Raw genomic sequence first — 19,950 nt, forward strand, 5'->3', positions numbered from 1 at the left:
AACTCGAATAATAAAACAATAAACCACATTATTAATCTAACAATTAAGCACTAAAGCAGTAATTTACGCTTAGCAATAAAAACATTACCACCATTCATGCTATGACATTAATTTAGGCGTATGCTAGGGTAAGAATGAAAGGATAACCGTCATAAGTGCAAAGGAGGCTCTATGAGCACTGTCGTTCCACGTACCGTCACTTCCCCTAAAAAATTCATTATCGGCAAGGGCCTATTAGCTCAAATGCATGATTATGTTAAGGACTTTGGTGACAATGCTTTTATAATCTGCGATGAATTTATCCTCAGCCGCGTGAAGAATGAAGCGGTCGCTGGGCTAGATCAAAATGGGATCAGCAGCCACCTCGAAAAATTCAACTATGAGTGCAGCGAAGCCGAGATAAAGCGCTTAGGCGTGCTGGCAGAACAGCATCATACCAACGTTATTGTTGGAGTTGGCGGTGGAAAAACCTTAGATGCCGCCAAAGCCGTCGCTTTCTATCAAAAACGGCCTGTCATCTTGTACCCCACAATTGCTTCAACCGATGCGCCTTGTACTGCACTTGCAGTGATCTACTCCGAAACAGGTGAGTTTGAACGCTATCTGTTTCTGCCACAGAACCCAGATGCTGTCGTTGCCGACACTGCCATTATCGCCGCGGCTCCGGCCCGATTTTTTGCGGCAGGCATAGGCGATGCACTGGCAACCTATTTTGAAGCTCGTGCCTGCTATCAATCAGATGGCGTCAACCTAGTCCTGAAAAAGCCTTCCCGCACAGGGCTGGGATTGGCCCAACTTTGTTATCAGTTACTGACTGAAAATGTTGAAGCTGCTATGGACGCCGTTAAAAACAAAATAGTCACACCTGCGCTAGAGCAAACCATTGAAGCCACCATCTATCTCAGTGGTGTTGGTGCAGAAGCAGGCGGGTTAGCCGCCGCCCATGCCGTAAACAATGGTATGTCAGCGGTGGCAGACTTACATAAAGCTCAGCACGGCGAGAAAGTCGTCTTTGGGCTGCTAACTCAGCTCGTGCTCGAAAATGCCCCAAAAGCCGAAATCGATAACGTTATCCGCATTATCAAAACCGCGGGACTGCCGCTCACACTCGCAGATTTAGGGCTGAAAACCTTTATCGAGACCGAATGGCGCAAAGTGGCTGAGATAGCCTGTGCTGAGGACGATACTATGGGCAATATGCCGATGAAATTAACCGCAGATGATGTCTATCAAGCCATGATAGCCGCCAATGCCATGGCTGAACGCTATAAAACAGCTGAAGCTTGTTAACCGTAACAACATGACGTGTATACCGTAGGCATGGATCAACTATAAATTTGATTTAATTGATTAATTACTCCTAGATAGTTCCTACTGCCACGCGAGTTTACCGTTCATCCTAGGGTTCCTTGCCACATAATCAATGGCAAGGAAGTCCACAACAAACAAGACATTTCCACCCTCGATGCCAAAGCTGGCATTTACGCTCTATTTGTTAAACGCTTGGAGGCACATATGGCTTATGCAACAACCAATCCCTTTACGGGAAAGCTCATTAAAGAATTTCCAAATGCAACAGATACCGAAGTCACACAAGCGATAGAATCCGCCCATCAGGCATTTTTAAGCTGGCGAACCACTCCCTTTGCCGACAAGGCCGCAATACTGTCTAAGGCGGCGAAGATCCTCAGAGACAACAAGTCCAAATACGCCAATCTACTGACCTTAGAAATGGGCAAAGTCACAGCAGAAGCCGAAGCTGAAGTCGAACTGTCGGCGCAAATTTTCGAATACTACGCCGAACATGCCGAGCGACTGCTGGCACCGCAAAAACTGCCGGTTGCCGATCCCGCCGAAGGTGAAGCAATACTGGTTAACGAACCGCTGGGCGTATTATTGGCTATCGAACCTTGGAACTTTCCCTACTACCAAATTGCGCGCATCTTAGCGCCGCAGCTTGCAGCCGGAAATACCTTACTACTCAAACATGCATCCAACGTGCCCCAGTGCGCAGCGGCCTTTGAAGGCTTAATGCGCGATGCCGGACTGCCCTCAGGTGCATTCCAAAATCTGTATGCCACCCGAGAGCAGATAGAACAGATCATCAATTCGCCCAAAGTGCATGGTGTTGCGCTCACGGGATCAGAAGATGCGGGATCGATCATTGCCGCTCTGGCGGGTAAGGCACTGAAAAAGTCCACGCTAGAACTGGGTGGCGCAGATGCCTTTATCGTACTTGAAGATGCCGATCTGCCTAAAACTATCGACTGGGCTGTGTTTGGCCGTCACTGGAACGCGGGACAGGTCTGTACATCATCTAAGCGGATGATCTTAGTTGAAGCCATTTACGATGAATTTATGAAAGGCTATATCAAGGGGATCGAAGCGCTAAAAGCCGGCGATCCTATGGACTCGACGACTACGCTGGCACCGCTGTCTTCCCAAGGCGCGGCCGATGAGTTGAAGCAGAAGATCCGTGATGCCGTAAAACACGGCGCAACCGCGACCGAAGTGGGTCCTAAAGTGCCGCAGCAAGGCGCCTTTGTGCAGCCAACAATACTGACAAACCTGACGCCAGATAACCCAGCCTACTATTGGGAATTCTTCGGCCCTGTGTCCAGTATCCACAGGGTGAAAGATGAGCAAGCGGCGATTGCCATCGCCAATGACTCGCCCTTTGGACTGGGTGGCTCAGTGTTTACCGCCGACACCCAACGCGGGCTGGCGGTCGCTAAGCAGGTTTCCACAGGCATGATGTTTGTTAATCATCCAACTATGGTCAAGGCCGACTTACCCTTTGGTGGCGTGCGTCGCTCAGGTTATGGCCGCGAGTTGATTGATTTAGGATTGAAAGAGTTTGTAAACCACAAGCTGATTAATGTGGTCGACATCAACGCGCCTTTCTAAACGCTTAGAAAATAGCAACATCTGACTAAACGCCTGACGGAATAATCTGTCAGGCGTTTTATTTAACGTGCTTTATCCAAGGCATCACATAAGGCTTGAACGCCAAGCAAAGCTCTGGGCGTCGCGCGGTGTAATAAATCGGCATTGAGTTGATAAATATGCTGTTTCTTCACGGCAGGAATTTCTGGCCATTGGCGCCAATCAACCCCTTTCACATTACCTTCTTCTTCACTCTGCAAAATCACCTCGGGCAAGGTCAGCAAGACGTTTTCTAAACTGACTTGCGGATAATCACTGGCGGCATCGTAAAACACATTTTGTCCATGGCACACACTGATGATCTGTTGGATCCAACTGTTTTTAGAGACTGTCATCAAGGGGGTAGACCAGAGTTGATAAAATACCTTAGGTTCTGATTTTTTAGCATTTTCAACCCGCAATCGGATAAGCTCTGCGCGATAAGCGGCCGCAGCCTTGCTTGCTTCTTCAACATGCCCCGTAAGTTGGCCTAACTCTTCAAGCTCCTTGGCGACGCCTTCTAAGGTTTTAGGATCGCTACCATAAAGGTTAAATCCTAACGTCCTAAGCTGGTTGATATCTTCGGCTTTATTACCCGAATCCCACACCACAATCAGATCGGGATTAAGCTCCATCACCCGCTCCATTTGAATGCCATAGTAACCCCCAATACGCGGGATATTTTTTGCCGCCTCGGGATAATCCGCATAATCGGTTGCGGCCACAATCGTATCGCCCGCACCTATGGCGTAAAGCATTTCCACAGCATGGGGCGAGAGCGCAATAATGCGTTTAGCGGGCTGCGCCAATACGCTATGGGGAAGAAACAGACTGAGCCCAAAAACGAGTCCAGCTAAGTGTCGCTTAATCATGATATGCCTTAGTATTTATCCCCAAACCGCCTGAAGATGCAGGCGTAGTAGCTTCAGGTCACTTGGGGTTATAGAGTTAAACTAGCTGCTCTGGCCAGCCATAGTGTTCGATATAAGTTTGTAGATTCTTGGGGCGATACTGAGGATCTTGATCCCAGCGGGCCTTCACCGAATGATGCAAAAGTACTGGGACTTGCTCAGGGTCGAGTGGTCGCAAATATTCCTGTTTTATCCGATAAAAACTGCGTCTCGAGTCATGTAAGGTCGCGAGCGGATTTGGATGCACACTCGCGGCTAAGTGTGGCTCTAAGCTTAAATTAAATTTCTGCGCCTCGGATATCATCCACAACAGTGCAATATCCGACAACAATGAACCGTCTTTATCGGGTTTATAACTGCCGCCAATATTGCTATGGGCGCCCACAAACCACACTTGCTGCATGTCCATATTGTCACGCAGTTGCCAAATAGTCGGCTCAAAATCACTGCGATGTTCATCTATGGCTAAGGCATGGCGGGCAACGCGCACATTGCGGCCAATTTTAGTGTCGTAAAACTCGTCTTTATCTTCGAACAAGCCTAAAAATGAAATAGGGATCCCCATAGCACCCACGGTATCCCACACACCAACAAACTTGATTTCCCGAGATTCATGACTGTATCTCGCTCTAAATTCGAGGGATTTTTCACCATCAGGCGCAAAGGGCGCACTGCTTTTTTTATAGTGGTCGAAAGCTTGTTGAATCAACGCCGCATCGGGGCGTTTAAGTATGCCGCAGTTATTAATCAAACCACACAAGCAACGCACAGTGTAAGCACCACGGCTAAAACCAAAGAGATAAATCTCATCGCCGGGGGAATAGTTTTGCACTATATAGCGATACCCATCCATGATGTTTTTATGTAAACCGCGCCCTGTTGCGCCGCCCATGGCTTCATCGTAATAGGAACCCACACCCCAATCGTAAAACACTTGCTGGGGTTTGCCGTCACTGGCCAATGGGCTGATCGCCCGCGCGAGGCGCAGCACATTGGTGGGGAAATCGACCTTAAGATCTTTCTCGGGTCGATTCCAAGTCCCATCGGCACAAATCACGATACGCTTATTCATAGGATCATCCTTGAGAACGCTTTGAACACTGAACGGCTAGAGGCTAACCCATAGTCGCTAACAGCAAATTGTCGCTAGTTGCTAGTCACTAATAGGCAGTTACTAATCCTCAAACTTAGCGCATTTTATGCCTGTGCTAAAGCCATTCGCGCGTCTTACTTAACATTGCAACCAACAATGCTGCGTCACTTATACGCCGACATTTAAGGTTCGATTAGTAATCAAAACCTTGCTGTGCCTTGATACCCGCTTCGAAGGCGTGTTTCAACGGCTGCACTTCGCTGACAGTATCGGCAAGTTCAATAATGGCGCGATGACAGGCCCGACCCGTGATGATCACATGCTGCATGGGTGGACGATTTTTAAGTGCGCTAAGCACACGTTCCACATCTAAATAGTGATAGCTCACCATGTAGGTGAGTTCATCGAGCATCACGCAATCTATGCTCTCATCTTGCAGCAGCTTTTCGGCGGCTTCCCAAGCGAGTACAGCGGCGGCGGTATCTTTTTCTTTATCTTGGGTTTCCCAGGTAAAACCTGTGCCCATTACATGAAACTCAACCCCTGCACCTTCAAGTAAGTTACGCTCACCGCACTCCCAAGTGCCTTTGATAAATTGCACTACCGCGGCTTTTTTACCGTGACCGACGGCGCGGGCCACTGTGCCAAAACCAGAGGTCGATTTGCCTTTACCGTTACCGGTTAACACCAGCAGAATCCCCTTCTCCTCTTGGGCGGCGGCAATTTTAGCATCCACACCGGCTTTCACTTTCTGTTGGCGAGCCTTGTGGCGTTCGGCCTTGATTTGCGCTTGTTCGTTGTCGTTCTGTGCTGTCATGGTCTTCTCTTCACTCTGCTGCTAAAAATGTCTGCTTCTAAAACTTATGCTTCTAAAATTGGCTGTAATTTTTGCATGTCTAAATGCTCGGCTAACACATCGGCTAAACGATCGAGTTGCTGCTCACGTATTTGATTGATATCTATCGCCTTAGCATCGTTTAATCCTGCCCAGCGCAAAATCAACTGACACGCATCTGGGCTATCAAACAGCCCATGTAAATAAGTACCTAAGATTTGCCCGTCATCGCTTTGCAGGCCATCGGCAAAGCTCACAGATGTGGATTCAGGGATTAACTGCAAGGGCGCATTCGTTTGTTCAAGCCTAGGGATAAGATAGCTTGATTCACCGCAGTGGATTTCATAGCCCTTCACTGCAACCTTTTGCCCAAGTAACGTTAGCTCACCGCTCACTCGCCGTAACTGTTTTTCGGCTTTGAGTTCTGTGCTCAGCGGCAGGTAGCCAAGTCCTGCGGTATCACCCGCACTGTCTTCAATACCTAAGGGATCGGCAATGCTTTGACCTAACATTTGGTAACCGCCGCAAATACCAAGCACTTTGCCTCCGTAACGCAAGTGAGTGGCAATATCTTTATCCCAGCCTTGCTGGCGTAAAAAGGCCAAATCGGCGCGCACATTCTTACTGCCGGGCAAGATCAATACATCGGCGGCGGGCAAATGAGTGGCGTGACTCGCAGCTTGGGTTTGCAATGACACATAGTCAAAATCGATATCGGGATGCAGCCGCAGCGGATCAAAATCCGTATGATTACTGGTTCGCGGATATACGAGTACCCGCACCTTAAAACGACTCTTCGCCTGCTTAGTGGGCGAATCAACCAGCGCATCTTCAGCATCAAGATGTAAATCATGCAGATAAGGCAACACACCTAAAACAGGCTTTTGAGTATAAGTTTCAAGCCAATCGAGCCCTGATTGCAACAGGCTAATATCACCGCGAAAACGGTTGATCACAAAGCCCTTTACCCGCGCTTGTTCGGATTCTGATAACAAGGCCAAGGTCCCGACCAAATGTGCAAATACGCCGCCCTTGTCGATATCGGCAATGATAATCACAGGGCAATCAACGGCTTCGGCAAATCCCATGTTGGCAATATCGCCCTCGCGCAGATTGATCTCCGCCGGACTGCCCGCGCCTTCAACCACTATGGTTTGATACTGGGCCGTCAATCGTTCGAAGGACTCCAGCACAGCGCCAAGCGCCATTGCCTTGTAATCCTTAGATTTAGGCCCAAAAAAGGCCGAGGCTTCGAGTGTTGTCAGGGCTTTGCCATGAACGATAATTTGCGCGCCCGTGTCCGAGCTTGGTTTAAGCAGTATGGGATTAAAATCGGTATGGGGTTCAAGATAACAGGCCACGGCTTGTAAGGCCTGTGCGCGGCCAATCTCGCCGCCATCAATAGTGACAGCGCTATTGAGCGCCATATTTTGCGGTTTAAAAGGCGCAACCTTAATCCCCTGACGAGCGAGCAAACGACAAATGCCTGCGACTAATGTGCTCTTGCCCGCATCCGATGTTGTGCCCTGCACCATCAAGACTGCCGCGCGCCGAGGTGAATTAACCGCAAGCGTATTAATTGCTGGCGTATTAATTGCGGGCGTATTAACTACAGGTGTGTCAGCGGTATCGAGTGCATTAGCACAGGCTGTGTTGTCTGTGTTTGGAGAGGACATAGGTTTAAAAGGCTTATTCTAGTTTGCAGTCATTAACATAACAGCTCAGTCTAAAAATCACTTAAGTATGCAACTTAAGCTTAAAACGTGGACTGAGCCCAAAGTCTAAAGTGGTTTCAATGCTAAGGGTAAACCAGCGACCACTAAGGTGACATTGTCAGCCAATGCGGCTACGGCTTGGTTTAGCCAGCCCGCTTCATCGACAAATTGCCGGCTCAACTCACCTAAGGGCACTATGCCAGAACCGACTTCGTTACTGATCAAAATCACCACTCCCTCAAGCTCGACGAGGGAATCCACAAAAGCGGTTTTCTCGGCCTGCCAACTCGCATGAGCTTTATCGTCAGAGGTTGAAGTGGCAGAGGTTGAAACGGCAAAGGTGGAAGTGGCAAAGTCAGTCGCATTCCACTCAGTCGGCGCGGGTTCATCATCGATGTTAACGTTCGATGCAAGTAATTGATTAGTTAACCAAAGAGTTAAACAGTCTACTAAAATCACTCGCCCAGGTTTTGCTAACTGTTTTAACAGTGCAGTGAGGGCGAGCGACTCTTCAAACAATTGCCATTCGATACCATCGTCCGATCGTCCCGCTTGATGCTTGGCGATACGTGTCGCCATTTCATCATCTAGCGCCTGCGCCGTCGCCACATAGCAGGCATCAAAGCCGAGCGCAGTGTACTGACGCACTAAGGCTTCGCCGTAGCGACTCTTACCGCTACGGGCGCCGCCTAGGACGAGGTGGATCACAGTATGTTACCCACAACGAGCAATACAAAATAACACACGATTTCAGATATTTGCTGCGCCGCGCCTAAGGTATCACCCGTGTAACCGCCAATCTGGCGTCTAAAGATCACTATGATCAAACGGCGCAGTCCTATCATCACCAATAGCAATGACAATGCCGCTAACCCCTTGAGGAATAACAGCACTAATACGCCGCTGGCGATCAGGATAAGCAGCTCATTAATGCCTTGATGTTGCGATAGCGGCTTAGACTTACTGGTCTCGTCATCGCGGACATACTTTTCGCTAAAAATGATACTGGCTGATACCACACGGCTCACTGTGTGCGCGACGATAAGTGCTGAACCCGCAACGACAGGATCGTACAGGGCCAACTCGACTAGCAACTGCCATTTCAGCAGCAGGGCCAACATCAGCGCCAGTGCGCCATAACTGCCAAGGCGCGAGTCTTTCATGATCCGCAGCTTGTCTTCAGCCGTCCAACCCCCGCCAAAACCGTCGAAGGTATCGGCGAGGCCATCCTCATGGAATCCGCCCGTGAGCAAGACGCCAACCAACATAGCTAAAAGAACAGAAACGCCGGCGGGGAGCCAGTTCTGCGTCAGCCAAAACACTATGGCGCTTAACAAGCCGACCAGAAGACCGACGAGACCGAAATAACGGCTGGCCTTATTCAACTTATCGCTATCGACTTCGACCCACTTAGGCATAGGAATGCGGGTAAAATAGCCCATGGCAACTAAAAATAAATCTATCTCTTTGTGCCAGCTTTCGCGTTCTGACATAAAGCATCCTTAGTGAATTCACACTTGCTGCAAGGTTTAAAATTAAAACGGTTGGCTAAAGGCTATTATTTTAAATAAGTAAAATAAGCGACTTAGCAGAGCACATCATACAACAGCCTCAATCCCCGCATCACTAAAACTCGCCATTTGATTGTAAAAATTTACTGAGGCTTGAATAAGCGGCAATGCCAAGGCCGCCCCCGTACCTTCGCCTAATCTCAGCCCTAGGGATAATAAAGGTTTAGCCTGCAAAAATTCTAACATTCGCAGATGACCTTGCTCATCGGATTGATGGGCAAAAATCAAATAATCACGCACATTGGGGGCGATTTGCACCGCGACTAATGCCGCCGCTGTCGCGATAAAACCGTCCACGACCACCAGCATTTTACGTTCAGCGGCAGCTAACATAGCCCCCGTCATCTGCACAATTTCAAAGCCTCCTAGGCAAGCTAACACTGACTTAGGCCCAGTTAAGGCGCTTTGATGCAGCAATAACGCGAGCTCAATCAGCATCAATTTACGTTCTAAGGTTTCGCTATTAATGCCCGTACCACGGCCGACACAATCAATCACATCCAGCTGCATGATCGCCGCCATAATGGCCGCAGCAGAGGAGGTATTGCCTATGCCCATTTCGCCAAAGGCGACTAAGTTACAACCCGCTTGATGGTGACGTTCAATCAAATCGCGCGCCATAGCAAAGCCTTTATCGACGGTTTCCAACGTCATCGCGGGCTCTAAATGGATTGCACCCGTTCCAGCGCCAAGACGTTGATCGATAATACCTTCAACCCCTTCAACTGGCGTTAAAATACCACAATCGACCACTTCGAGCTTAAAGCCCACCTGCCGACAAAAAACGTTAATCGCCGCGCCGCCATGGGCAAAGTTTTGCACCATTTGGTGAGTCACTTCGCTAGGGGCAATCGACACACCTTCTGCGGCAATGCCATGATCCCCCGCAAACACTAACATGGTTGGATGGACTATTTTGAGGACATCCGTTTGTGGCTGCTCCGTTTGTTGCAAATCAGTCGCTTGCACGCGGGCAATCTGCAAGGCTAAGGATTCGAGCTGACCTAAGGCACCGGGCGGCTTAGTCTTAAGATCAATTTTCTGCAGAATCAACAGATCCTGCGCTTTACTCACAGGGCATATTTGAAAAGACACGGCTGACTGAGACATCCACACTCCACTTTGTAATCTACATTAAATAACCACAACGCATCCCGCGTTTATGACGAACATGTCCAATTGTGCATTTCCAATCGCGGGTGGGATATCAACAGAAATACTGATTATCCCGTCAGTCTGCACTTACGACATGACTCTAGGATGACGACTTAACTCTGGGTTTACGTCCTGAATAGGTGCCTACGGCATGACCTTGTATTTACGGCATGACTCTACGCTTACGCAAAATCAGCAAAAAGAACATGCTACCTATGGCGGCCGTGATAATGCCCACAGGCAACTCTTGATTACCCAATAAACAGCGCGCTAATACATCAATCCACACCATAAATAATCCGCCCACCAACGCCGTTAATAAAATCGGCTGACGACCGGGGAACAGCATGCGTACTGTGTGGGGGATCATTAACCCGACAAAACCGATACCGCCGCAGGTAGCCACCAAAATAGCGGTAATCAAGGAGCAGAGCAGCAACATATTGAGCCGCAGCTTAGGCACATTCACCCCTAAGGTATGCGCCGTTTCATCCCCCGCCTGCAACGCCATGATCTGCCGTTTCATGCCTAAAATAATGAATAAACTCGCACCAATCACTAGTGTCGGCAGTACTAACAAGGACCAACTGGCCTTTGCAAAACTGCCTAAACTCCAAAACAGCACAGAGGCTGTCGCCTGCGGACTGGCGAAATACAGCAGCAGACTCGTTAATGCGCCGAACATAAAGGAGGTCGCCACACCAGAGAGCAGCATGCGCTCCACTTGGCTATTGAGCCCAAGCCCAGACAAAGCCAGCACTATTAGCACCGACAAACTGGCGCCAATAAAAGCGCCCAAGGGCAAGCTAAACCAAAGCAAACCAGACAAGGCGCCCGAACCGCTAAAAAGCCCAGAATGTGCCGCCATGCCTGCATTATCAAAAAATCCAGAGCCAGTGAATAAGGTCAACATCACCACAGCGCCAAAGGACGCGCCAGAGCTAATACCAAACAAATAGGGATCGGCGAGCGGATTGCGAGTCACGGTTTGCAACACACTGCCCGCCAGAGACAAACCCGCACCCGCCACAAAAGCCAGTAAAATGCGCGGTAGCCTGAGCTCCATCACAATGCGCTCAGTCATGCCATTGGCTTGAGTGAGGTTCGTCTCCTTATTGATAAATACTTGAATAACATCCGTAAAACTGATGTTCGCCGCACCAAAACTCGTCGCGGCAATAGGCGTTATCAAAGTGATGATACCTAATACGAGCAGCATCAGTTGTTGTCTCGTCAACGGTGTCACGATACGCCCCAAATATGAGATGAAATATTGTTTACTCCCCTGAGTCATCCACCCTCGCCTCGCTCGTTCAGGCCATGATCTACATGGTGGTAACCATAAAAATAGCTGATTAAGGGCTTTTTATGTTGTGGATGGGGCGATACCTGAGCACACACGCCAAACACATCGCCAATTCGCGCCTCGGTTAATACTTCGGTTGGCGTCCCCATAGCGCTGATTTCCCCGTTATGGATCAACAACAAACTGTCGCACAGGGCACTGGCTAAATTAAGATCATGAATAGAGGCAATCACGCTAATCCCAAGACTACGCACCAATTCGAGGATTTGAATTTGATAGCGCACATCGAGGTGATTCGTTGGCTCATCAAGGATTAAAAGCTGTGGCTGCTGCACTATGGCGCGGGCAATCAAGGCGCGTTGCTTTTCACCGCCGGATAAGTGCTCATATTGTTGGTGCATCTTATGGCTCAAGCCAACTTTCTCTAAAGCCTTAGCAATACGCTCAGTATCACAGCTCGAATTGGTATCGAACATGCCCTTGTGGGGCGTTAAGCCCATGCTGACCAATTGCTCTGTGGTGAGGTCAAAATAGTGCGGTGTATCCTGCTGCACTACGGCAACGCGACAGGCAAACGCCTTGGGCGACAAGCGCTCAATATCTTGATCAAAAAGAGTAATGTTGCCCTGAGTTGGGCGAACAAACCGATACAAACAGCGCAGTAAACTGGACTTGCCCGCACCGTTAGGGCCAATCAGCCCCAGCATCTGCCCCGTTGGCAGCGTGAAGTTAATATTGGAAAGAATGGTTTTGCCATCGATACACCAGCTCAACTGGCTCACATTGAGCGCGACTGACGGGCTCAATGACGGGTTAGTGTCACTGTCATTCACGGGGCTGTTAGTTTGGATTGCGGAAAGTTTCACCTAAGCGGCGCTCCTATCGAGTCCAAACCTGTATAAAAAAAGGTTGTGCATATTGTCATCTGCTCCCTCGAGTCACCCGCTCGAGAACTAAGGCTGCACGCAGCGATAACAGAAATAGGCAGGTCTCCTGACTCGTAGGGAAGAAGATTCGAGATCTTTTTCACTACTCACAGTTGCGGGCACAGTTCGGGCTGACTGACGAGCAGCTCCCCGATTCCCTATTATGTTTGGGTTGATATGCTCTTTGTTAACAACGCCACTTGAATTAAAACAACGGAGCGATTCGAACAAAGAGAGTCTATTCCCAACACCTATTTCTGCGACGTTATCACTCATTGCGCATGTAATACGCTATCTCGTTCAAACGTCAGGGAAAAGCATTATCCTACATCTATCCCATTAGGCAATGCTGTTTAAATCAGAATATTTTCATGTCAGCTTATTCTCGCCAAACGATCACGCCTACATCATAACTCCTAGGTCGTGAAATAAGGCCTCAACACCTGCGCCCACTCGGCCAATCTAAACGCCAATAGCAGGCACCCTGTTCATCTTGCAGCACATTAATGCTCACCACGGCCGCCACGGTTAAATCGAGTTGACTATAAAACCCCACCGCCCGTTCAACCCCTAAGGCACGCGCCATTAAGTGACGGATCACCCCGCCGTGGGTCACGACCCACACTTGAGTGGCTGGCATATTGTCAGTGGTTTCATTAATGGCACTGTTTTCATTACCCATTTTATGTGAGTCAAGGGTCAATCGTTCAAACTCGGCGGCGAGTATCTGGTCAATCGTCCCATTCACCCGCGACTCAAAACTTGCCATAGTTTCACCATTAGGCGGCGGAGTTTGCCAAGGGTTTTGCCAATACGCCGCTAAGTGTTCGCCCTCTTGTTGATACAGTTCATCGAGCCGACAACCGTCCCAATCACCAAAATCAATTTCCTGTAAACCCGACAAACACTGCGCCTGCAATGGCCTTGACTCAGATATCAGTGCCGCCGTCGAATGCAGCTCGGCGGCAAAAGCGTGGGCAAAATCGGCGCAGCGGCGTGAAGTCGAGCTATAAATCGCGCTACACACGCTGGCCTGTGACTCAACTGCTGCCGACATTTGTTGCCAACCCTTTTTGCTTAAAGGCACATCCACACGACCCCGCAAGATCGCGCCGCCTTCACACTCACCGTGGCGTAACAATAACAATCGAACTTGTTTCATATATGCCTTTTTAGTTAGGGACTAGATGCTAGAAACTCAAGCCGAGGGCCTAAATTCTAGATTCTCGATTCTCGCTCCTAATGCCTTTGACTTTCATCTTGCCCTGACAATCATAAGTCGCGTATTATGGACGTCTATACGTTTAAATGTCCAAAACAAATTTTTAAGAGCAAGTATTCAAAAAAATGTCGGCTGACGACAATAAAATGCACTTAGCATAACAATGGCCGATTTTTGGACTTAACTTAGCTGTATTTAAGGTAATTATTTATGACGATACCCTCAACCAAAGCCAGCCAAATATTAGCAGACATTCGCAAACAGCTTGCAGAGCGCATTCTGATCTTAGACGGTGCCATGGGCACTATGATCCAAGGCTACAAGCTGGAAGAAGAGGACTATCGCGGCGAACGCTTTAAAGATTGGCATACGGATGTCAAAGGTAACAACGACCTCTTGGTCTTATCGCAACCCCACATCATCAAACAAATTCACACCGACTACTTAAACGCCGGTGCCGACATCATTGAAACCAACACCTTTAACGCCACCACCATCGCCATGGCCGACTACGACATGCAGTCGCTGTCCGCCGAAATTAACTTAGCCGGCGCGCGACTCGCCCGTGAAGCCTGTGATGAAGCCTTTGCTGCCACAGGCATTCCACGCTATGTCGCCGGTGTGTTAGGCCCCACTAACCGTACGTGTTCGATTAGCCCTGATGTGAACGACCCAGGCTATCGCAACGTCAGCTTCGATGAGTTAGTGACTGCTTACAAAGAATCCACTAAGGCGCTGATTGAAGGCGGCGCGGATATCATTATGGTCGAGACCATATTCGATACCTTAAACGCCAAAGCCGCGCTGTTTGCGATTGAATCCGTATTCGATGACTTATTTGGTCAGCATTCTAAAGACAGATTGCCGATCATGATTTCGGGCACCATTACCGATGCCTCTGGCCGCACACTGACAGGCCAAACGACCGAAGCCTTTTACAATTCCCTTCGCCATATCAAGCCCTTATCTATCGGTCTTAACTGTGCACTTGGGCCAAAAGAATTGCGCCCGTACGTCGAAGAATTATCCCGTATAGCCGAATGTTATGTGTCGGCGCATCCGAATGCAGGCCTGCCGAACGAGTTTGGCGGTTACGATGAAACCCCAGAAGACATGGCGAATGTGATCGAAGATTGGGCGCGCGAAGGCATGCTCAATATTATCGGTGGTTGTTGTGGTAGTACGCCTGAACATATCCGCGTGATCCGCGAAGCGGTGAGCCGCCATGACCCGCGTATTTTGCCAGATATTCCCGTCGCTTGCCGCTTAGCCGGTTTGGAACCACTGACTATCGACGCCCAATCCCTGTTCGTTAACGTGGGTGAGCGCACCAACGTTACAGGTTCGGCCAAGTTTTTAAAATTAATCAAAGAAGGCAAGTTTGAGCAAGCGCTCGATGTGGCCCGCGAGCAGGTCGAAAGCGGCGCGCAAATCATCGACATCAACATGGACGAAGGCATGCTCGATGGCGCAGAGATCATGCACAAGTTTTTAAACTTGATAGCCTCTGAGCCCGACATCAGCCGCGTACCTATTATGATCGACTCCTCTAAGTGGGAAGTGATCGAAGCTGGCCTCAAATGTATTCAAGGCAAGGGCATAGTTAACTCGATTTCCCTTAAAGAAGGCGAAGCCAAGTTTATCGAGCAAGCAACACTGGTGAAACGCTACGGCGCGGCGGCCATTATTATGGCGTTCGATGAGCAAGGTCAGGCCGATACTAAGGCGCGTAAAATCGAAATTTGTACCCGCGCCTACCGCGTGCTGGTCGACAAGGTCGGTTTTCCGCCCGAAGACATCATCTTCGACCCGAACATTTTCGCCATCGCCACGGGTATCGATGAACACGACAACTATGCCGTCGATTTTATTGATGCCATAAAAGCGATTAAAGCGACCCTGCCCTATGCAATGATTTCGGGCGGCGTGTCGAACGTGTCGTTCTCGTTCCGCGGTAACAACCCAGTGCGCGAGGCGATCCACGCCGTTTTCCTGTACCACGCCATCAAAGTCGGCATGGATATGGGCATTGTCAACGCGGGCCAGTTAGCCATTTACGACGATATCGATCCTGAGCTTAAAGTGCGCGTCGAAAACGTAGTGCTTAACTTGCCCTGCCCAGTTGAAGGCTCAAGCAATACCGAGCAGTTACTTGAAATTGCAGAGAAATTCCGCGGTGATGGCGCGCAGGTGGGTAAAAAAGAAGATTTAGAATGGCGCAGCTGGCCGGTGAGCCAACGCTTATCCCATGCGCTCGTCAAAGGCATTACCGAATTTATTGATGAAGATACCGAAGCCGCTCGCCAAGAAGCGAAACGTCCGCTGGATGTGATTGAAGGCGCCTTGATGGACGGCATGAACGTGGTCGGCGACTTGTTCGGCTCGGGCAAAATGTTCCTGCCGCAGGTGGTGAAATCGGCGCGGGTGATGAAAAAAGCCGTGGCTTACTTAAACCCCTATATCGAGCTGGAAAAGGTCGAAGGCCAATCGAACGGCAAGATTTTGATGGTGACGGTAAAAGGTGACGTGCACGATATAGGTAAAAATATCGTCGGCGTGGTGCTCGCCTGTAACGGTTTTGAGGTATTCGATTTAGGCGTGATGGTGTCGGTGGAGCGAATTCTCGACGCCGTGAAAGAACACAATATCGATATCATCGGCATGTCGGGCCTCATCACTCCGAGTCTGGACGAGATGGTGCATAACGTGAAAACCTTCCACCGCGAAGGCTTAACCATTCCGGCGATTATCGGCGGCGCCACTTGCTCTAAAATCCACACAGCGGTGAAGATTGCCCCCCATTATCCCCATGGCACCATTTATATCGCCGATGCGTCCCGCGCCGTGCCTATGGTGAGTAAGCTCATCAACAACGAGACCCGCCAAGCGACCATAGACGAAACCTATGCCGAATACGACGACATGCGCACTAAGCGTTTATCCCAAGCCAAGCGCAAAGAGATAGTGTCACTCGAAGCGGCCCGTGAAAACCGCTGCCAACACGATTGGGCCAACTACACCCCGTTCACGCCAAACGTGCTCGGTCGCCAAGTATTTGATAATTATCCGTTAGAAGATTTAGTCGAACGTATCGACTGGACACCGTTTTTCCGCTCGTGGGAATTGCACGGCCATTACCCTGAAATCCTTAGCGATAAAGTCGTCGGCGTCGAGGCGCAAAAGCTGTTCGCCGATGGTCAGGCCATGCTCAAACAAATCATCGAAGAAAAGTGGCTCACGGCGAAAGCGGTTATCGGCTTATTCCCAGCCAATACCGTCAATTACGACGACATTGAGCTCTACACAGATGAATCGCGCACCACAGTCGAAATGACCACACATCACCTGCGGATGCAGCTTGAGCGTGTCGGTAATGACAACTTCTGCCTATCCGATTTTGTCGCGCCAAAAGACTCAGGCGTCGCCGATTACATGGGCGGCTTTGCGGTGACCACAGGCCATGGCATAGACGAACATGTGGCACGTTTTGAAGCCAACCACGACGACTACAACGCCATCATGCTCAAATGCTTAGCCGACCGTTTAGCCGAAGCCTTTGCTGAGCGGATGCACGAACGGGTACGTAAAGAGTTTTGGGGTTATGCCGCCGATGAGCAGTTAAGCAACGAAGCCTTAATCCGCGAGAAATACAAAGGCATACGCCCCGCACCGGGCTACCCAGCTTGCCCAGACCACACAGAAAAAGGCTTGTTATGGGACTTGCTCAAGCCCGATGAGACTATCGACTTGAACATCACCGAAAGCTACGCCATGTTCCCCACAGCGGCAGTATCGGGCTGGTATTTCGCCCACCCGAAATCCCGCTACTTTGGCGTGAGTAACATCGGCCGCGATCAAGTGGAAGATTATGCGAAGCGTAAAGGGATGAGCATTGCCGAAACGGAGAAGTGGCTGGCGCCAGTACTTGACTATGATCCCGAGTAATCATGTTTACTCAGTAATTTGCCCAAACTGAATTTAGGCAACTTTATAAATGGGCAAAGTTAAGGGGCGAGTTATCGCCCCTAATTTTTTACTTTAGAAAATTAAAATCAAAGTCGTGGGGCTTCACCCCACACCCGACCAAGGAGGACTGCTCGTCCTATCCTCCTTGGATGCTCCAAGACGACCCTAGCGAAGTTACATGCATTGATTAGTGGCTTCGTGCTTATTCGAAAATCGCTAACGCTTCCGATGGGGCGTCCCTTCCCCCCGAAAGCTACGCAGACGTCCTGTCTGCGTCACGCGATTTTCTTCAACGCCCTTCAGCAACTTCGCAGGGGATCGGTGAACTTCTGTGGCATTTAGAGTTAACTTTTCGCATTGAAAGAGTAATGACAATTCACTCTCTGATTCACTATCTTTTAAAACTCAATAATTTCTTCTTCTCGAGCAAATTTTTTATCAATAAGACTTCCCTTTATCTTAGCCACATCGGATGTATAAATCACATGAGCGAGACTATTCTTCGCCCGTGTGGAAGTGACATAGAACAATCGCCGAGTACGGTCTAAACCCGTTTCTTCGCCCGCATCCCGTTTTTTTTGACTGTCTGGAGAAAGCTTCTTCACGCCAAAATACTGCTCGTAAGAAAATAAGAACCCGCCAGCTTCATCATCATCCATGACAACCATAACACGCTCGAATTCGTTTCCTTTTACACCTTGATGGGTTCGAAATATTGAGTTCCCATCGATGTAATCCTTGTAATTCCGAATTTGAAAGAAATCAGTTTCCAATGCTTCAGCCCAAGCAGCAATCTCGCTGTCATCCCGATCTTCAGGTTCTACTTCGACCTCCACTAGAGTTCCAATTTGATCAGGCTCTAATTCAGCCTCATTTTCTTCGGTAGCCGCTACAAACGACTGTAATTTTGCTGGAATTCTCAGCAAATTATGCTCTGCGAGCACTTCAAGAACTAGGCGAAAACTGACCTTTTCATTTGAAACCACATTTCTAAACGCATGTTCTGCGGCTCGGGCAAGCCCGAGCGGATCGTCCTTGTTAGCGTCAAGCACATCAGCCCCCAAAAGCGGAGACTTACTCTCTCGCAAGATAGACATCAACTCGGCTCGGTTTTCCTTTAAGCTCGCCTCCACCATAGGAAAAATGATGTGAGAGAAAAAATTCAGCTCTGTATTTTCACCTTCAGAAATCCGATCTTTAATTTTGTCTGATGTTGAAAGTTTGTCCCAAAGAGCATCAAAGCCAAGCCGACGTCCAGCCATCTTATGTTCCAAAAGTAAGATAGCGGTTTCTTTGGATTGAGTATCTGTCCAGTCAGTATCACCCGTAACTTCCGCCATAATCGCCCGAATGTTCAATTCGACATCGTCTTTACCTGATAAACTATGCGGCAGTAGGAAAAATCGAACGAAACCTTCATCAGCGCCATCTCGGGCATACTGTTGACGCTTATCATCTTCACTACGAACTTGATTACCCAAACCGACGATGCGTCGCGCTGAGCGATGATTCATTTCTTTATTGAAAGTAGTCCAACCGTTTGGCTTAGTCTTGCCCAACTCAGGATCCCCTCCCCCAAAGATGCGTTGCATCGTATCTCCAAACAAACCGATGACAACTTTATCCGATTTTGTAGCTTGTAGCTCAAAGAAAGAACTGACTACATCTTTGTTAGTATCCTGACTTTCGTCGATAAATATGAATGGGAACTTGTTTATGATAACTTCAGCCATCATAGGCTTGATGGTCAAAAAGTTGGAGAAAATTTTCAAGACATCTGCATGCGACAGCGCATTTGGGGAGGAGTTGACACCGTTTGGATCATAAATGAACGAGCGTGGTTCCGCTAACCATTCAATTTTTTCTTTAAGCCGGATAATAGCCCTTTTTCGCGCATCAGCAGCCTTTCCTGCGCGGCCTTTCTGCTGCTTCTCCTCAAGATCTTTTAAATCGTAAGGGATCTTTTCCAAAAACCACTTCCGGATATCCTCATTAAAGCCTGCAATAGCAGACCAACAAAAACTATGAATCGTCGAAACTGAAAAAATTGGATTTTGTTCAATCCGATCCACTATTTCTTCGGCTGCGTTGTTCGTAAAGGTCACTACCGCAATTTGCCTTCCCTGACGAGAAAAGTCATCCGAATATTGAGATTTCAAAAATTCGAGAGCCTTTTTTAAAGAATAGGTTTTGCCTGATCCTGCCCCCGCAAATGTGATAAAGCTTTTACCGGAACCTATACGAAGACATTCTTCGATACCTTTATCAACTGTATCGTCATGATCAATAGGTTTTGTGTCCGCCAAGTAAAATTTCTCTGACATA

The 19,950-nt window shown here is 48.9% G+C and carries 14 protein-coding genes and 1 riboswitch; of the genes, 3 read left to right on the forward strand and 11 right to left on the reverse strand.

Annotation, left to right across the window (positions count from 1 at the left end):
* The first annotated feature begins 171 nt into the window (after positions 1-171).
* Both GWI56_RS00350 and GWI56_RS00355 read left to right on the forward strand, forming a co-directional pair.
* Positions 172-1,290 carry a glycerol dehydrogenase gene (locus tag GWI56_RS00350; protein ID WP_198571812.1) on the forward strand — a complete coding sequence of 373 codons (1,119 nt, stop codon included), beginning with the start codon at positions 172-174 and terminating at the stop codon, positions 1,288-1,290.
* A gap of 225 nt (positions 1,291-1,515) precedes the next feature.
* A complete protein-coding gene (locus tag GWI56_RS00355; protein WP_198571813.1) occupies positions 1,516-2,907 on the forward strand; it encodes an NAD-dependent succinate-semialdehyde dehydrogenase in 1,392 nt (463 codons plus the stop codon).
* A 62-nt stretch (positions 2,908-2,969) separates the two neighbouring features.
* Here GWI56_RS00355 and GWI56_RS00360 read toward each other — a convergent pair whose 3' ends face one another.
* The 10 genes from GWI56_RS00360 to GWI56_RS00405 all read right to left on the reverse strand — a co-directional run bounded on the left by GWI56_RS00360 (position 2,970) and on the right by GWI56_RS00405 (position 13,599).
* Entirely contained in the window at positions 2,970-3,797 is an 828-nt protein-coding gene (locus tag GWI56_RS00360; RefSeq protein WP_173243092.1) for a cobalamin-binding protein, read from the reverse strand.
* Positions 3,798-3,873: 76 nt separating this feature from the next.
* Entirely contained in the window at positions 3,874-4,908 is a 1,035-nt protein-coding gene (locus GWI56_RS00365; RefSeq protein WP_198571814.1) for a DUF2235 domain-containing protein, read from the reverse strand.
* Between the two features lie 214 nt (positions 4,909-5,122).
* Positions 5,123-5,746 carry a cob(I)yrinic acid a,c-diamide adenosyltransferase gene (gene cobO, locus GWI56_RS00370; protein WP_198571815.1) on the reverse strand — a complete coding sequence of 208 codons (624 nt, stop codon included), beginning with the start codon at positions 5,744-5,746 and terminating at the stop codon, positions 5,123-5,125.
* Between the two features lie 44 nt (positions 5,747-5,790).
* The gene (locus GWI56_RS00375; protein ID WP_198571816.1) at positions 5,791-7,440 is read right to left on the reverse strand and encodes a cobyric acid synthase; all 1,650 of its coding nucleotides are present in this window, start codon (positions 7,438-7,440) and stop codon (positions 5,791-5,793) included.
* Between the two features lie 105 nt (positions 7,441-7,545).
* Complete coding sequence (gene cobU / locus GWI56_RS00380; protein ID WP_198571817.1) at positions 7,546-8,187, reverse strand: bifunctional adenosylcobinamide kinase/adenosylcobinamide-phosphate guanylyltransferase; 642 nt, start codon at positions 8,185-8,187, stop codon at positions 7,546-7,548.
* Positions 8,184-8,972 carry an adenosylcobinamide-GDP ribazoletransferase gene (locus GWI56_RS00385; protein WP_028759425.1) on the reverse strand — a complete coding sequence of 263 codons (789 nt, stop codon included), beginning with the start codon at positions 8,970-8,972 and terminating at the stop codon, positions 8,184-8,186. Before GWI56_RS00385 ends, cobU begins: the two co-directional genes overlap by 4 nt.
* A 105-nt stretch (positions 8,973-9,077) precedes the next feature.
* On the reverse strand, positions 9,078-10,160 hold the full coding sequence (gene cobT / locus GWI56_RS00390; protein ID WP_198571818.1) for a nicotinate-nucleotide--dimethylbenzimidazole phosphoribosyltransferase: 1,083 nt from the start codon (positions 10,158-10,160) through the stop codon (positions 9,078-9,080).
* A 208-nt stretch (positions 10,161-10,368) separates the two neighbouring features.
* Entirely contained in the window at positions 10,369-11,499 is a 1,131-nt protein-coding gene (locus GWI56_RS00395; protein ID WP_198571819.1) for an iron ABC transporter permease, read from the reverse strand.
* Positions 11,496-12,377: an ABC transporter ATP-binding protein gene (locus GWI56_RS00400; RefSeq protein WP_198571820.1), complete on the reverse strand. Its 882-nt coding sequence runs from the start codon at positions 12,375-12,377 to the stop codon at positions 11,496-11,498. The genes GWI56_RS00395 and GWI56_RS00400 overlap by 4 nt, the downstream gene beginning before the upstream one ends.
* Before the next feature lie 99 nt (positions 12,378-12,476).
* Positions 12,477-12,653: riboswitch (cobalamin riboswitch) on the reverse strand.
* A gap of 220 nt (positions 12,654-12,873) precedes the next feature.
* The gene (locus GWI56_RS00405) at positions 12,874-13,599 is read right to left on the reverse strand and encodes a histidine phosphatase family protein (RefSeq protein WP_198571821.1); all 726 of its coding nucleotides are present in this window, start codon (positions 13,597-13,599) and stop codon (positions 12,874-12,876) included.
* Positions 13,600-13,869: 270 nt separating this feature from the next.
* On the opposite strand from GWI56_RS00405, the gene metH reads away from it, so the two are divergent.
* Positions 13,870-17,604 carry a methionine synthase gene (gene metH / locus GWI56_RS00410; protein ID WP_198571822.1) on the forward strand — a complete coding sequence of 1,245 codons (3,735 nt, stop codon included), beginning with the start codon at positions 13,870-13,872 and terminating at the stop codon, positions 17,602-17,604.
* 419 nt (positions 17,605-18,023) lie between these two features.
* Here metH and GWI56_RS00415 read toward each other — a convergent pair whose 3' ends face one another.
* Positions 18,024-19,949 (reverse strand): UvrD-helicase domain-containing protein, encoded by a 1,926-nt coding sequence (locus GWI56_RS00415; RefSeq protein ID WP_198571823.1) that lies wholly within the window; start codon positions 19,947-19,949, stop codon positions 18,024-18,026.
* Position 19,950 lies beyond the last annotated feature (1 nt).

It is taken from the genome of Shewanella sp. DW31 (assembly GCF_015767295.1).
GTDB classification, from domain to species: Bacteria; Pseudomonadota; Gammaproteobacteria; order Enterobacterales; family Shewanellaceae; genus Shewanella; species Shewanella oncorhynchi.